14 protein-coding genes and 1 tRNA gene are annotated in these 13,913 nt (G+C 61.4%); 9 read left to right on the top strand and 6 right to left on the bottom strand.

Going from position 1 to position 13,913, the window contains the following annotated elements:
• Positions 1-180: 180 nt before the first annotated feature.
• The 3 genes from KF691_09755 (at position 181) to KF691_09745 (ending at position 3,006) form a co-directional block, all read left to right on the top strand.
• On the top strand, positions 181-393 hold the full coding sequence (locus KF691_09755; protein MBX3389723.1) for a hypothetical protein: 213 nt from the start codon (positions 181-183) through the stop codon (positions 391-393).
• Between the two features lie 207 nt (positions 394-600).
• Positions 601-1,989, top strand: a complete 1,389-nt coding sequence (locus KF691_09750; GenBank protein ID MBX3389722.1) for a hypothetical protein — start codon at positions 601-603, stop codon at positions 1,987-1,989.
• Positions 1,990-2,127: 138 nt separating this feature from the next.
• Positions 2,128-3,006: a hypothetical protein gene (locus tag KF691_09745; protein ID MBX3389721.1), complete on the top strand. Its 879-nt coding sequence runs from the start codon at positions 2,128-2,130 to the stop codon at positions 3,004-3,006.
• A gap of 23 nt (positions 3,007-3,029) precedes the next feature.
• Here KF691_09745 and KF691_09740 read toward each other — a convergent pair whose 3' ends face one another.
• On the bottom strand, positions 3,030-3,707 hold the full coding sequence (locus KF691_09740) for a GNAT family N-acetyltransferase (GenBank protein MBX3389720.1): 678 nt from the start codon (positions 3,705-3,707) through the stop codon (positions 3,030-3,032).
• A 44-nt stretch (positions 3,708-3,751) separates the two neighbouring features.
• On the opposite strand from KF691_09740, the gene KF691_09735 reads away from it, so the two are divergent.
• Positions 3,752-3,825, top strand: a tRNA-Arg gene (locus tag KF691_09735).
• 10 nt (positions 3,826-3,835) lie between these two features.
• Here the strand turns inward: KF691_09735 and KF691_09730 are convergent.
• From KF691_09730 to def, 4 genes are all read right to left on the bottom strand, one after another.
• The gene (locus KF691_09730; protein ID MBX3389719.1) at positions 3,836-4,873 is read right to left on the bottom strand and encodes a hypothetical protein; all 1,038 of its coding nucleotides are present in this window, start codon (positions 4,871-4,873) and stop codon (positions 3,836-3,838) included.
• A gap of 102 nt (positions 4,874-4,975) precedes the next feature.
• Positions 4,976-5,599: a hypothetical protein gene (locus KF691_09725; GenBank protein ID MBX3389718.1), complete on the bottom strand. Its 624-nt coding sequence runs from the start codon at positions 5,597-5,599 to the stop codon at positions 4,976-4,978.
• A 9-nt stretch (positions 5,600-5,608) separates the two neighbouring features.
• Positions 5,609-6,544 carry a methionyl-tRNA formyltransferase gene (fmt, locus tag KF691_09720; protein MBX3389717.1) on the bottom strand — a complete coding sequence of 312 codons (936 nt, stop codon included), beginning with the start codon at positions 6,542-6,544 and terminating at the stop codon, positions 5,609-5,611.
• Positions 6,541-7,092 (bottom strand): peptide deformylase, encoded by a 552-nt coding sequence (gene def / locus KF691_09715; protein ID MBX3389716.1) that lies wholly within the window; start codon positions 7,090-7,092, stop codon positions 6,541-6,543. The genes fmt and def overlap by 4 nt, the downstream gene beginning before the upstream one ends.
• A gap of 128 nt (positions 7,093-7,220) precedes the next feature.
• On the opposite strand from def, the gene KF691_09710 reads away from it, so the two are divergent.
• The 3 genes from KF691_09710 to KF691_09700 are packed head-to-tail and all read left to right on the top strand — an operon-like array spanning position 7,221 to position 11,666.
• Positions 7,221-8,717, top strand: coding sequence for a hypothetical protein (locus KF691_09710; GenBank protein MBX3389715.1), 1,497 nt, complete (start codon positions 7,221-7,223; stop codon positions 8,715-8,717).
• A gap of 9 nt (positions 8,718-8,726) precedes the next feature.
• Positions 8,727-9,536: a 3-deoxy-manno-octulosonate cytidylyltransferase gene (gene kdsB / locus KF691_09705; protein MBX3389714.1), complete on the top strand. Its 810-nt coding sequence runs from the start codon at positions 8,727-8,729 to the stop codon at positions 9,534-9,536.
• 51 nt (positions 9,537-9,587) lie between these two features.
• Complete coding sequence (locus tag KF691_09700; GenBank protein ID MBX3389713.1) at positions 9,588-11,666, top strand: CTP synthase; 2,079 nt, start codon at positions 9,588-9,590, stop codon at positions 11,664-11,666.
• Between the two features lie 10 nt (positions 11,667-11,676).
• Here KF691_09700 and KF691_09695 read toward each other — a convergent pair whose 3' ends face one another.
• Positions 11,677-12,345 carry a hypothetical protein gene (locus KF691_09695; protein ID MBX3389712.1) on the bottom strand — a complete coding sequence of 223 codons (669 nt, stop codon included), beginning with the start codon at positions 12,343-12,345 and terminating at the stop codon, positions 11,677-11,679.
• Between the two features lie 145 nt (positions 12,346-12,490).
• On the opposite strand from KF691_09695, the gene KF691_09690 reads away from it, so the two are divergent.
• Positions 12,491-12,913: a hypothetical protein gene (locus KF691_09690; GenBank protein ID MBX3389711.1), complete on the top strand. Its 423-nt coding sequence runs from the start codon at positions 12,491-12,493 to the stop codon at positions 12,911-12,913.
• A gap of 10 nt (positions 12,914-12,923) precedes the next feature.
• Positions 12,924-13,796, top strand: a complete 873-nt coding sequence (gene panC / locus KF691_09685) for a pantoate--beta-alanine ligase (GenBank protein ID MBX3389710.1) — start codon at positions 12,924-12,926, stop codon at positions 13,794-13,796.
• Positions 13,797-13,913: the final 117 nt, after the last annotated feature.

Genomic DNA, 13,913 nt, shown 5'->3' with positions numbered 1-13,913 from the left:
TGTTTCGTAGCCGGGGCGTGAAGCAAGGCGCCTTGGCGACCGAGTGACACCCCCGGACCCCGCGCGACAGTCTCCTGCACCCCGAAGGGCGTGCCGGTTCGTTTTCTGCCCGCCCGCTCTCTTTTTGAGTAATCCAAACAAAACCCTTGCAATACTGCTTTTGTTCGGTATACTGCCGGAATGAGCCCGCCCATCAAGGCCCTCGCCCCCGACCAACCCCTCTTCGCTCCCTCGCCTGACGAGCAGCGCTGCCTCTTCAACCTGCTCCTCGATCCATCTCATTCGCTCCTCTCGATTGCCGACCATTTCCAAACCTCTGCCGCGGCAATCTCGCTCTTCCTCTCCCGCCCCGAGATTTCCGAGCGATTCGCCTCACCAGGGCGCCCGCACTGATTTGAAATAGTTATCCACAATACAAGGCATTGCGGCGACATGATTTAACGGCTAGGGCGCACATTCGCCCATGACATTCAAATTGTTGATATCATGCGGCTAAATGCATTGGCACAAAATCAGACGTGTTTGACGTGGATTTGGAAGCGAAAAATAGTGTTAATATAGCATATATGAAAGTGACTATAGGTAGCACGAGGTGAAAAAATGAAAGAGAGCAAAATACGCCAGTCCGCCCTAGTTCGAGCCGGTTTCTGCGTTGCGAGCATCGGAGCATTCAATTTAGCATGTTTGGCAAGTTCGATAGAAACAGATGTTCAGTTTACGCTGACAGCGTCAGCTTCGCGTCCGGCCCTTTCAAATTCGCCAATTATTGCGGGTAGTTCAGCGTTCGCGTTTGCGAGCGTTATGTCTGCGGGCGGAGTGTATTCGATGGTGGATACTCAAGAGCTAACTGGAGGAGGTGCCTCGGCGGGTGCGGTGGCCTATACCTCCGGGTGCTGGAGTTACGTGGGGGGGGCGGGCTTTGCAAGCATGCTTGGAGGTGTGGGAGAATGGCCTGTATTCCAGACGCTTTATACTTTAAGTGATTTGTCGCAGTTGCAAATGAATACTGATCCGTGCATGTACATTGGGTTTGGAACTGCGTCTGGAAATCTAAACTATTCGTCGTTTCCAGGTGGGACGGTGATTGTTTATGGCGTAGAATTTAATTCGTTTACGTCAATTCAGTCAAAAAGCCAAGCGTCAGGCGCAGTACATAGGAGAGATTACCAGTCCGGTAGCCGCCGGCAGCGGTATGCAGTTCTCGAGGATTCGGCGGTGATCGGCATGTTTCAGCGCATTGATGATAAGGTTACAGCTTCGCCTGGATGGAGCACTCCAGTCAGTAGTTACGATCCGTACAACGGCGAAACAACGGTAACTTCGGAAAGTGACCCAGTTACTCCCACTATTGGAGGCGGTGGTGGTCTTAATATCTCAATTCGTATCGTGCATGCGGACGAGAACGCGCTCGATCTAAATGGTGATGGACGATTCGACGAGGCCGATGCCACATGGCTAGCGGGCGAAATTCCGTCCACAGATCCAGCGCTCCTAACACTCGTAAATCTCGTTACCTGTCCGCCTTGTCCTCCTGAGGAAGAACCCTGTGAGTGCACCGAAGTCATCGACGGAGACGATCTTGCGGCGCTCGAAGCATTGCTGGGATACGGCCTTGGCAGCATCAAATTCGGCGATCGGGACGGTGACGGCTGCGTGACGTGCGCCGACGCGATCCACGGCGTCGTCGATGTGGATCCCCAATTTGACGACGTAGGAACAGGCAGCTCGCTTTACAACATGGGGCTGGATGCCAACGGCGACGGCATCCTCGATGCCACGGACCGCGCTGCCTTTTACGCCCTTGTCAATCACGCTGATTTCAACAATGACGGCTTTGTCGACGACGCTGATTTCCTCATTTTCGCCAGCTACTATAACACGCTCGATACAGCGGAGGGCGACCAGAACGGCGACAACATCACCGACGACGCGGACTATGTGATTTTCACGGCTCGCTACAACGAACTTGTGTGCCCTTCGTGTGAGTAATTGGTCCTTCCGTCCCTTGCCTAAGAAAACTGTCGATTCCAAGCACCGCCCCGGAGGGTGCTTTTTTTATTGAAAATATTTGGAAAATGTTCGGAAACAGGATTGAAAGGATGGTTTTTGTACGGTATTCTGTTCTGCATGAGTCCGCCCATCAAAGCTTTGCAGCCCGATCTCGACCAGTTCGCGCCGGATCACGATGGGCAGCAACTCTTCTTCGATTTGCTCCTCGATCCTTCGCAGTCGCTGCTCTCGATCGCCGCTCACTTCCAGACCTCCGCCGGGGCAATCTCACTCTTCCTCTCCCGCCCAGAAATTGCCGACCAATTCGCTTCGCTCGAGAACCTCGTTGCTCGCCGCACCCGCCTCGCCGCCGGCGCGCAGCTTTCCGCAGTGATCGCGAGCGCGCAGCGCGTCCTCGATTCCTTTGAATCGGGCGACTCTTCGTGCTCACGCGAAACCGCGCTCCGCGCTTCCCGCATCCTCATCCGCCTCGCCAATTTCGCGTCCGGTCCGGTGATGCCGCGCGAATCAGTTGCGAAGTCATCGCGATCCGGCGCACGTCGCGCCGAGGTTTTCGAACGCTCCGCCCCGCCGCGGCATCGCGACACCGACGAAGCCATCCACGCGCCCCGTGAATCTGAACCCTTGGAAGTTCCTCCTGCTCAATTCGAGGCGGAGAAACCCGGTGACCCTCCAAGCGATGAACCGCCAATCGGCTTTCGCGATGAATCGCACTGCGACTCTCCCGCCGATCTCCTCGCCGGTATCTCCGGCGACTCGACCGGATTCGTATCGGAAGAAGCTGAACAAGTTCGCCTCGCCCTCGAAGCACTGAAGAGCGAATACAGCGACGCCGAACTCCACGAGCTGTTTCGCGTCGCTGCCGAAATCGTCGCCGAAGCAGAGCAACGGGGAATCAACGTGAATTCCGGCTCCGATCCTCCCGATCTCGCCGCGGGTGAAGGCTCGCGCGCGATTCCTCTCGAGCCCGTGCCGCGCGCCTTCTCGCCTCCGTAGATTCCCGATTCTCGCTTGAAGTCTCAGCGCGGCAGATCCCATCCCGATTGCAGCAGTTCATCGCCCGAGAGTTTCGGACGCTGCGGATTGATCCATTGGATCACCTCCGCCCAGTTCGCGCTCTCTTCATCATGCTGCAAGTACCCGTGAATCGGACGGATCGCTTTCCATCCGTCCTTCAAATGAATGCTGAGCACCGGGTCGAACTGTTTCCCGGCGATCACGTCGTTCACATACGCGCCGATGTCCGTGGTCGCCGCGACCTTTCCGAATCCCGGCAATCTGCTCGCGCCCACCATCCGCCAGAGCCCCATCTCTTCAACCAGCGTTTTCGCGGCCTCCGTCAAGACCCGCGCAAGCCCGTGATGCTGAAACGACGGATGCACCATGATGTCCGCGCCGTAGAGCGTGTGCCCTTCCGGGTTGTGATCGAGAAACGTGCCGCGATCGGTCAGCACATCCCACGAGTCATCAATGTGAAAATCGCGGATATGCAGTTGAAGCGTGAAGTGAACCCCTGCAACCCGCGCGCTCGCCTTCTCCACCGCAACAAACTGCCCGCGCGGGAACACTCGCACATGATCCCCCAGTTCCTCGCGCGTGTACGGAGTCTCCTTCGGATACACCGTGCGGCACATCTCGATGATCGCATCAAAGTCCGTCGGTTCCACCCGCCGGATCGCAAAGTCAGATGGCGTCATGCTCCGAGTCTAACCGCCGCGCCGCGCGAATACGATCCGGCGGTGTCCCGGTAGCTCAGCTGGATAGAGCGGCGGTTTCCTAAACCGCAGGCCGGCAGTTCGAATCTGCCCCGGGACGTTTCAATTCTTCACGGACACACCAGTTCGTTGTACGCGACGACGAACACCACAAAGTCCGCGTCGTCCACAAACCCGTCGTAGTTCACGTCCGCCGGGCACCCCGGGTGCATCTCCGGGTCGGCGCAGTCCAGAACGTTGTAGCCGGTGACAAAAATTGTGAAGTCCGTGTCGTCCACGAGGCTGTCGTGATTGAAGTCCGCCGGACATGTCGGAACGTAAATGTTGTCGACGATGTTCGCCTGAACACTCGACGCCGTGTAACCCGGAGGCAGATCGAAGACCGGCTTCCCGACCACCAACTGCAGCGTGCTCCCGAAGTCGGCGCTCGAGCTGCCGTTTCCGGAATTCGCAAAGTAGTGTTCGATCGACGAACCGACACTCACGGTCAGCGTCATCGTGAGCGGGGTTTCGGTCGGCAGGTTCTTCGGAATCGTTCCGAATTCGACGATGCCGCCGAAGTTCTGCAGCGGTCCCGAACCGTTGATGAAGTGGTTGCCTCCGCTGGTGTTCTCGGAATAGAAGCCGCCGTTTGCGTTGTTGAACCCTGCGAGCAAGATCGAAGCCTGCACCGTGCAGTAGCCGGAGTAGTTGACCGATGTCCCGACCGAGATCCGTCCGGTGAGCTGCGCCCGCACCGACGTGAACACGGTTGGTCCCGGTCCATGCAACACGACATCGTCAACCGTGAACGAAGCCGCCGCGCTCCCCTCGACGCGGTAATAGAACGCGCCCGATCCGGCGCCCGTCTTGATGTTCTGAGCAAACGTCGAAGCGCTGAGGTATCGCAGTCCCGCCGACGCCGTCGAGCGCATCACCAGATACGGGATCGTCGGATCGGACGGTTCCGACGGCTGGATAAACGTGCGGCTCGCCTGTCCGCCCGGGTCGGTGCGGTAGTAATCCTCTTTGTAGGTATTCGTGCCGCCGGCGTAGATGCCGATCGCGCCCGTGTAGTACACCGTTCCACCCGCCAGCAGCGTCTGCGGAAATGTTGCAAGCACTCCGCTTCCGGCCAGAACCAACAACGCCACGCGCGAACGGCTCATAGTGATTCTCCAACCCGCGTGCTCGAGCGACGCGGCAGACCAGAGTCTGCGGCATGGAGGCGACGTTTGCAAGCAAATTCGCGTCAGGATGCCCCAGACCGCTCATGCCGAAGTACGGGCCGAAGGGGCTTCCACATACGGAGCAAGTTCGGGCGGAAGATCGCGCAGCCCCCTCCGCCTGGCTTTTCGCACGGCGTATCGCAGACTCCGGTGCATCCGCGTCCGAACGCTGTCGGTGATGTTGAGCCCGTGCTCCTCCATCGCGCGGATCGAGAACATCCACGCGTGATACTCCTCGAGGCAGCGCGGCTTGAACGCGCCCAGCCCGATCGCATGATGCCCGATCTCGTGCAGAAAAATCGCCATCGACATCGGGCCCTTGGGCTTGGGGCTTTCGAGCAGCCGCACGATGCGCCCGTCGCGATACTTGATCGTCCACGCGATGCCGCTCGACGAGCTCCGCCACTTGCGGACGCGCACGTCATACTTCTTCAGCATGAGCGCGACGACCGCGTCGTACTTTTCCTGCATCCCCAGCTTTGCGGGCCGATCCGCACCGCGGACCGGTTTCCGGCGCGCCGGCGCGACCAGCACGCCGTTTCGCGATGCGGGTTCGGCTTTCTTCGGCGCCGGCGGGCGCGCGATCTCCACGACTCGGGCAACCGCGGGTTTGAGAAGATCCCAGAGCGTGAGCACGAATGTTCCCTGAAGAGAGCCGCGCGGCATCATCAAAACCTAGGACTGTCCGGCGAGCACTTCACCTTTCATCGGCTTGTGCCCGCGCGCAAAATCAACCCACGGCATCGCACGCTTCCCCGGCGCCTGCACCTCGACGAGCTGCAGCGCCGATCGCTCGCACGCGACCGTGCCGAGCGCCGGATCGACAATCGAACCCGGCACAGTATCTTCTTGGCCGGCGCGATCGACCGATTTCGCGCGCAGCAGCTTCAGCGGCTGCCCCCGGTACTGCACCGTCACCCCCGGCCACGGGTTCAGGCCGTGAATGCGGCGCCGGCATTCGTCCGCCGACTTTCTGAAGTCCACCCATCCATCCGCTTTCGAGAATTTTGGCGCGATGGTGACGAGCGATTCGTTCTGCGCTTCTCCCGGCGGCCGCTCCCGCAGCACCCGTTCCACCAAATCCGGTCCGTCCGCCGCGAGAATGTCGTGCAGGTCCGACGCGGTCCAATCGGGATTCGTCGGATGCGACGAAGTCGCGAGAACAAGCCCCGCATCCATCTTGTCCGCCAGTGTGATCACGCTGTTCCCCACGTGCGAATCCCCCGCGATGATCGCGGCGTTGATCGGCGCTGCACCGCGCCAACGCGGCAAGATCGAGCCGTGCAGATTGATCGCGTACACCCCGTCCAGCAACGTCTTCCCGAGTTTCTGACCGAACGCGATCACGACCAACACATCGGCGTTGAGCGCCCGGATCGAATCGCGCACTTCGGGCACGTTGATCTTCTCCGGCTTGATGATCGGGATGCTGGAAAAGTTCGTTTGCACCTCGGCCGCGATCGGAGTCGGGGTCATCGTGCCGCCGCGGCCCGCGGGACGATCGGGCTGCGTGACGACCATCGCAACATCATGCGTCTTCACGAGCGCGCGAAGAGTGGGGAGGCCGAACGCTCCGCTACCGAGAAACACAAGTTTGAAGCGTTGGCTCACGAAGGCCGTTCCAGATCGCGCACGGCCGACCGGTTCTTCATCCGCGACATCTGCGTCATCTTGTCGAGGATGAGCACGCCCTGCAAATGGTCGAACTCGTGCTGGAGGCATCGCGCAAGCAGACCGCCCGCGCGGATCGTGAACGTATTGTTCTCAAGGTCGGTCGCCTGCATGACGACGACCGGAGGCCGCAGCACATCACCCCTGATCTCAGGAAGGCTGAGGCAACCTTCCTCATACGGCTCCGGCGCGCCCTCGAACGAAAGAATCTTCGGGTTGACAAAGACCATGACGTCCGACGTTGCGCTCGGCGGGTCGGTGTCGGGCGAGTTCTTCTCGCCGGTCGGAACATCGACCACGAAGAGCGAAATGGAAAGCCCGACCTGGGGAGCCGCAAGTCCAATCCCCTCCGCCTCATCCATCAATTCGATCATGCGCTCCGCGATACGCCGGGTCTCGTCGTTGATTTCTTTGATCGCTTTCGCCGGTGTCCGCAACGCGGGCTCCGGATAGTGCAAGATGGTCAGGGTTTCGGCGTTCACCGGCATCATCCGATGGTACGGAGCGCCGAATTGATCGGATCGGCCGAGCGGTCGCCGACCGGCGAACGTATCATGAGTAGAGGCAGCCTCGGTCGTTCACGCCCGGCGGCCCGCGAGAGGAACCAGCGCACGTCATGATCTCAGGACTCTTCGGAAAAAAGCCGCCGGGTGAAGGCGGCGGCGACAACGGCGGCGGGCCGAATTTCCAGCCGGACAAGGCCGAGAAATTCTTCACCCACGCGCGGGTTGCTCACGAGTCGGAAAAATACGAATACGCCATGGGACTCTGGCTGCGGGGCCTGCAGCAGGACCCCCGCATGGTCACCGGCGTGGACGGATACGTGAGTTCCGCCAGTCACTTTTTGCAGTCGCCCGAAGGGAAGAAACGAGCAAGCAAAGAGACCCGCAACGCCGTCAGCGGCAGCGGCGACCTGAATAAGTTCCTGAGCGCCCTCTATGAGTGGTCGATGAACTTGGAAGACCGCTCGTCCGCCGCGAACTGGGCGATTCGGGCCGCCGAATCCGTTTCCAAGATCGGCGCGGGTGATGTGGGCCGCTGGGTCGCCGAGCGCGCGTTCGCCGCGGCCAGCAAAGACCCCAAACCGAAAAAAGACAATTACGTCCGGCTGATGAAAGCGGCCGACGCCATGAACCTCGCCGACATCGCGGTGAACAGCGGCGAAGAAGCGCGCCGGCTCGACCCTTCCGACGGTCAACTGGCGAACGAAGTGAAGATGCTCGCTGCCAAAGCCACGATGCAGAAGGGCGGCTACGAGAACACCGGTCAGGAAGGCGGGTTCCGCCAGAACATCCGCGACGCGAGCAAGCAGCAGGCGCTCGACGAAGCGAACCGCATCGGCAAGACCGAGGACATGAAGGATCGCGTCCTCGCGAACGTCGAAGCCGAGTTCAATCTCCGGCCGGACGATCTGCCCACACTCGGGCGGCTTGTGCAGGCTCTCCGCGAGCGCGGCAAGCCGGCCGACGAAGAGCGCGCTCACGAACTGCTGATGAAGGCGTACGAACGGTCCAAGATCTACAAGCTCAGGCAGGACGCGGGCGAGATCCGCATCAAGCAGTCGCGCCGGCGCGTGAGCGAAGCCAAGCGGATGCTCGATTCCGCGCCCGAGGATCCGATCGCGAAGAGCGTGTACGAAACCGAGCGCAAGGCATTGCTCGAACTCGAAGTCGAGGAACTGAGGAGCAACGTCGAGAACTATCCGACCGATCTGCGCTGGCGCTACGAACTCGGTCGGCGCTATTTCGAACTCGAGAACTACGAAGAGGCGATCGGCCAATTCCAGGAAGCGCAGTCCGATCCGCGCGTCCGCGGCAAGGTGCTGCACATGCTCGGCCAGGCGTTCTTCAAGTGCGATCTCGCCGAGGAATCGATCGAGACCTTCCGGCGAGCCCTCGAGTCTGCTGATATGACGCCGGACGATCAGCGCGACATCCGCTACGACCTCTGCTGCGCTCTGCAGGTAGTCGGGGAAACACGGCGCGATCTCGCCGCGGCGGAGGAAGCAGAGAAGATCGCGAGCCAGATCCTGATCCAGGCGATCGGGTACAAGGACATCAAGTCCCGGCGCGAAGTCCTCAAGAAACTGGTCGCCGAACTCCGGGCCAAGTGAGAATGTCGCATGTCGAACGGCGGCATTCACGGCGCAGCGACTGAACTCGGCGGCAAAGCCAAGCCCGAAGTCGTCGCGATCATCCCCGCCCGGTTCGGTTCCACCCGCTTCCCCGGCAAGGTTCTGGCGAGCAAGACCGGCAAGCCGCTCATCCAGCATGTGTGCGAGGCCGCGGCAAAGTCCCGGTCGCTCTCGCGTGTGATCGTTGCGACGGACGATGATTCGGTCCTCGCGGCGGTCCGGTCGTTTGGCGGCGAGGCGGTCATGACCCGCGCCGATCACCCCAACGGCACGAGTCGGTTGGCCGAAGCCGCGGCGAAACTCGGACTTTCGCCCGATGCCCTCGTCGTGAATGTCCAGGGCGACGAACCCGAAATCGAGCCGGCGGTGATCGACGCGGCGGTCCAAGCGCTTGGGAATGCGCCGGTTGCGACCGCTGCGTCCCCGATGTCCGATGCGGACGCCCCGAATCCGAACATTGTGAAGGTGGTCGTTCGCCAGGACGGGACCGCGCTCTACTTCAGCCGCGCCCGGATTCCGCATGTCCGCGATGCCTCCAATGCATCGTTCGGGACCGCATTGCGCCACGTCGGGCTGTATGTCTACCGGCGATCTTTTCTCGACCGTTATCTGACGCTTGCTCCTACGCCCCTCGAACGATCCGAATCGCTGGAGCAACTGCGGATTTTGGAGCACGGCTTCACAATCGCGGTCGCCGTGCTTCCGAAGGAAGTTGGTTATGCGGGGATCGATACCCCGGAGCAGTACGAGGCGTTCGTCCGGAGGGTGGCGGAAGGGCGTCCCGAAAAGTCACGTTGAATTCATGCGGAAGGGCACACGCGAACACCTCCCGGTGTGATATGCTGGGACATGCCCCCGCCATTGTTCGAAGCGACGCGCCAGGAGTATGAGGCCGGCCCCGGTGTCGGTACGTATTCCGACACCGGCGCTTGGGATGCTTCGGACTTCCAACCGGTCAATGAATCGCGCAACGGTTCGCGGAGTGGCAACGGATCGGGCAATTCTTCGAACAGCGGCGCGCAGGTTCCCGAGGGTGGCATCACGCTCGCGAGTTTGGGAGATCAATCGGCGGAGAGCGAGTTCTATTCGCCGCTGCCTCCGGGCTACGTGAAAGGGCGGCACAAATACGTCGTCGTGTTCGGCACGGTGATGAGCGGGCTCGGAAAGGGAATCTTTGCGAGCAGCCTCGCGAAGATGCTGAAAGATAAGGGACTTTCGGTCGCCCCCATCAAGATGGAGGGCTACCTCAACATCGACTCGGGAACTTTGAACCCGTACCGGCACGGCGAGGTGTTCGTGCTCGACGACGGCACCGAGTGCGATATGGATCTCGGAACGTACGAGCGCCTGCTCGACCAGAATCTTTCGCGCCGCAACTTCACGACCAGCGGTCAGATCTTCAGCGAGATCCTCGAGCGCGAGCGGATGGGCGTTTATCTCGGGCGTGATGTGCAGATGATCCCGCACGTGACGGGCGAAGTGAAGCGCAAGCTGCGAGAGCTCGCGCTGCACGGTGACGGGCAGCGCCCGGCCGACGTCGTGTTCGTCGAAGTGGGCGGCACGGTGGGCGACTACGAGAACGCGTTCTACATCGAAGCGATGCGCGAACTCGCGTTCGAAGAAGGGCCGGGCTCGACCTGCTTTGTCGCGCTCACCTACATCATCGAACCACCGGCGCTTGGCGAGCAGAAGAGCAAAGCGGCACAGCTCGGCATCAAGCGGCTGATGGAAGCCGGTATCCAGCCGCACGTGATCGCGTGCCGCTCGAGCAAGCCGGCGACCGAGAAGGTGATGCAGAAGATCGCGATGTTCAGCAACGTGCCGCTGCGGCGCATGTTCTCGATGCACGATCGCGAGAGCATTTACACGATCCCCGAAGACATGAGACAGGAAGGCCTCGACCGGGAAATCCTCTCGATCCTCGGGCTGCACGATCGGGTCGACTTCTCCTCCGAGGACAAGGCGCGCGAGCGCTGGACCGGATTTGTCCGGAAGTTGACCGCGCCCAAGCGCCACCACGTGACGATCGGCGTCGCGGGCAAGTACGCGCAGATCCGTGATGCGTACGCATCGATCGACAAGGCGATCGAGCACTGCTCCGCGGCGCTCTCGGCCGATGTCGAATTGCATTGGATTGAAACGACGGACGTGAGCGAGTCGAATGTCGCGGGCAGGCTCGCGGGCATGAACGCGGTGATCGTGCCGGGCGGGTTCGGATCGCGGGGAGTGGAAGGCAAGATCGCGTGCGTGCGCCACTGCCGCGAGAACCATTTGCCGTATCTCGGATTGTGCCTCGGGTTCCAGATGGCGGTGATCGAATTCGCCAGAAACGTGCTCGGGCTGAAGGACGCGAACAGCACCGAGTTCAAGCCCGGGTGCGCCAATCCGGTCATCAGCGAGCTGCCGGAGCAAAAACGGATCGAAGGTCTCGGGGGGACCATGCGCTTGGGAGGGCAGGAAGTGATCCTGGCGCCGGGGACCCTTGCGAGCTATCTGTACGGTAAACAGGCTTCGGTGCGAGAACGCTTCCGCCACAGGTACGAAGTGGACCCGGCGTACATCGAGCGCTTCGAAGATGCCGGGCTGATCTTCAGCGGACGTCATCCGACGCGTCCGATTATGCAAATTCTCGAACTCCACCAGAGCCTGAGCGAGGTGAATCAGCCTGCGGCGAAGATCCGAAAGAGCGCGGGCACGATGAGCGAAGGCGCACTCTCGCTGCGGGGCGCGCACCCATTCTTCATCGGTGCGCAGTTCCATCCGGAGCTGACCGGACGACCCCTCAAGCCGCAGCCGATGTTCATGGGTCTGGTTGCCGCGGCGGTGGCGCAGTCGATCGGACGCGAAGCGGCGCTCGCGGATTTGGATGTCGGTCGGTGGCTGCGGACACCGGTGCCGGCGACGAGGCAGCAGACTCAGACGGTCTGAATCACTCCGATCACGACAACGATCCGTTGGTCGCGCGCGGACGATTTGACGATTTGAGCGTGCGGCCCGAATCGAGCAGAACAAGTGCGGAGAAGCGATCGGCCCGGCCGAGCGAGACGATGCAGTTGTGGAGGAGCGTCTCGGCGTAGAGGCGATGTTCGACCGATCCGGTTTCGAACGCCCGGAAAAGAAAGACATGAGCGGCCCACGGGTGGCTTGTCGCGTTGTCGGGCTGGAGATTCTGCACGATCCAGTCCGAGGCAGAATCGACGCGCGACTTCGCGAAGTCGCCGGCGTGACTGAGCGCGTGGAGTGCCGCGAGTTCGGTTTCGGTCGCGACTTCGATCGCCAGCCGGTTGAACTCGGGCGTGACGGGGCCGCTCTTGGGGTTGACCATTTCGAGCATCGACTCGCGCCGGCTGTCGAGGAGCAAGCGCCACAGGCGCATGTCGGTCGATTCGCAAGCGGGGAGCGATGGAGTGGTGGTGTGCTGAAGCCAGGCGATCAGCAATGCATCGATCGGGCGGCGGTTGCCGGATTCGTCCGAAAACTCGGGGACTCTGGCGGGGGGGACCGGCTCTTCCAGCAGCAGATAAGCCCAAGGCGTACCGACCAAGGCCAAGCGAGCTTCGCCCAGCAGCCGTTCTCCCCATCCGGGCAATGTGGTGCGCCCGGTCATCACCGGTAGGGTATAACACAAAGCAACATATCCTGCAAATCGGGCTCGCCCTCAAATTCGGAAGAATCGGATTAATGTGTTCGATTCGTGTCAAATCAGGGCTCTGAGGATTGCTTCATTGAGAGCGGTTTCAGACTTTTGAGGCATGCCGGCACTCGCAACTCGCAGCGCGCTCGCAAACGAAACAGGGTCCGCGCCCGAAGCTTTTCTTCAGCAGAAGCACGTGGCTGTCCGGCCCGCCGGGCATCGATTCAACGCGGATGTTGAAGTGTCGGAGATCGATGAACGCACCAGGCCGGGGCCATCGTGGGTCGCTCGATCGCTCGAACTGAGCCGCTCGCACGTGGTGATGGAGTCGAGGCGGATGTGCTATCCGGGTCGGGTGCTGGCTCTCGCGGTGCACCTGATCGACGACCGCCCCGTCCCGTTGCTCGGCCGTGTGGTCACCTGCCAGTACAGCGATGACGGGCTTTACCGGGTGGATCTCGATTTGATCAAGATCCCCGAGGGGCACAGCGTGTACGCCTGGGCGGTTGCACGTTCCGGGCCGGTTCACAAGAGAACCTGACCCTGCGGACTTGACCGCGTGCGTGGCGCGCACCACGCTTGAGCCCGTGGAGACGCTCAACGACATCGCGGCGCTCGAGAGGTTCCAACCAAACGCCGGGGAAATCGTCCTCATCCCGACAATGGGAGCGCTCCACTCCGGACACGAGAGCCTTATCCGGTATGGAGCATCGCTTGCGAGCGCGCGGCGCGGAACGTGCATCGTCTGGATCTTCGTCAACCCGACGCAGTTCAACGATCCGGCGGATTACGCGCGGTATCCGAAGACGCTCGATTCGGACCTTTCGATCTGCCGGCGGGCGGGCGCGGGGGCCGTGTTTGTTCCTTCGAAAGAAGAAATCTATCCGTCTGGCATTGAGATTCGTGTGCCGGAGTTGCCGCGGGTCGCGACGAAGCCGGGATTGGAAGACGCGAAGCGTCCGGGTCACTTTGCCGGCGTGTGCCAGGTGGTGCTGCGCTTCTTTGAGCTGGTGAAGCCGAACGTTGCGGTATTCGGCGAGAAGGATTGGCAGCAGTTGCAGGTGGTCCGGGCGATGGCTGCGAGGGAGATGCCGCGGGTCGAGATCTTGGCGATGCCGACGGTTCGCGAAGAGGATGGTCTGGCGATGAGCAGCAGGAACCGATTCCTTTCGGCGGAAGATCGGGTGCGGGCGCTGGCGCTTTCGCGCGCGCTTCGAGGTGCCGGCAGCGAGTCGAGCCCGCGCGCGGCGGAACAGTCGATGTCGAGCGTTCTATTACAAGCGGGCGTCGAGCCCGAGTACGCGGTCGTTCGGGACGCGGCGACACTGGAGCAACCGGGCGACGGGCCGAAGCGAGCGCTGATCGCGGCAAGAGTGGGGAGCGTGCGGCTGATCGACAACGCAGAGTGGCCGGCGCAGGGTTGAAACGGGCAGTCACGAAGCGTTCGAGACACAAGGAATAGACCCTTCCCCAAACCCCCTCCCTGAGGGAGGGGGCTCCTGAGAGGCGTAGGCTTGCGACCCGGAACTCTTCCGGCCATG

The sequence above is a fragment of the Phycisphaeraceae bacterium genome (genome assembly GCA_019636555.1).
Classification (GTDB): domain Bacteria; phylum Planctomycetota; class Phycisphaerae; order Phycisphaerales; family UBA1924; genus JAFEBO01.
Note: the sequence above shows the minus strand (reverse complement) of the source record. Positions and strands in the feature narration are given on the sequence as shown.

Bases quoted from the DNA above. Each gene is read 5' to 3' on its own strand.
- KF691_09700 (MBX3389713.1), top strand. From the start codon at position 9,588: ATGCCCCCGCCATTGTTCGAAGCGACGCGCCAGGAGTATGAGGCCGGC.
- kdsB (MBX3389714.1), top strand. From the start codon at position 8,727: ATGTCGAACGGCGGCATTCACGGCGCAGCGACTGAACTCGGCGGCAAA.
- def (MBX3389716.1), bottom strand. From the start codon at position 7,092: ATGCCGGTGAACGCCGAAACCCTGACCATCTTGCACTATCCGGAGCCC.
- KF691_09690 (MBX3389711.1), top strand. From the start codon at position 12,491: ATGCCGGCACTCGCAACTCGCAGCGCGCTCGCAAACGAAACAGGGTCC.
- KF691_09745 (MBX3389721.1), top strand. From the start codon at position 2,128: ATGAGTCCGCCCATCAAAGCTTTGCAGCCCGATCTCGACCAGTTCGCG.
- KF691_09695 (MBX3389712.1), bottom strand. From the start codon at position 12,345: ATGACCGGGCGCACCACATTGCCCGGATGGGGAGAACGGCTGCTGGGC.
- KF691_09710 (MBX3389715.1), top strand. From the start codon at position 7,221: ATGATCTCAGGACTCTTCGGAAAAAAGCCGCCGGGTGAAGGCGGCGGC.
- KF691_09740 (MBX3389720.1), bottom strand. From the start codon at position 3,707: ATGACGCCATCTGACTTTGCGATCCGGCGGGTGGAACCGACGGACTTT.
- KF691_09725 (MBX3389718.1), bottom strand. From the start codon at position 5,599: ATGCCGCGCGGCTCTCTTCAGGGAACATTCGTGCTCACGCTCTGGGAT.
- KF691_09755 (MBX3389723.1), top strand. From the start codon at position 181: ATGAGCCCGCCCATCAAGGCCCTCGCCCCCGACCAACCCCTCTTCGCT.
- KF691_09750 (MBX3389722.1), top strand. From the start codon at position 601: ATGAAAGAGAGCAAAATACGCCAGTCCGCCCTAGTTCGAGCCGGTTTC.
- KF691_09730 (MBX3389719.1), bottom strand. From the start codon at position 4,873: ATGAGCCGTTCGCGCGTGGCGTTGTTGGTTCTGGCCGGAAGCGGAGTG.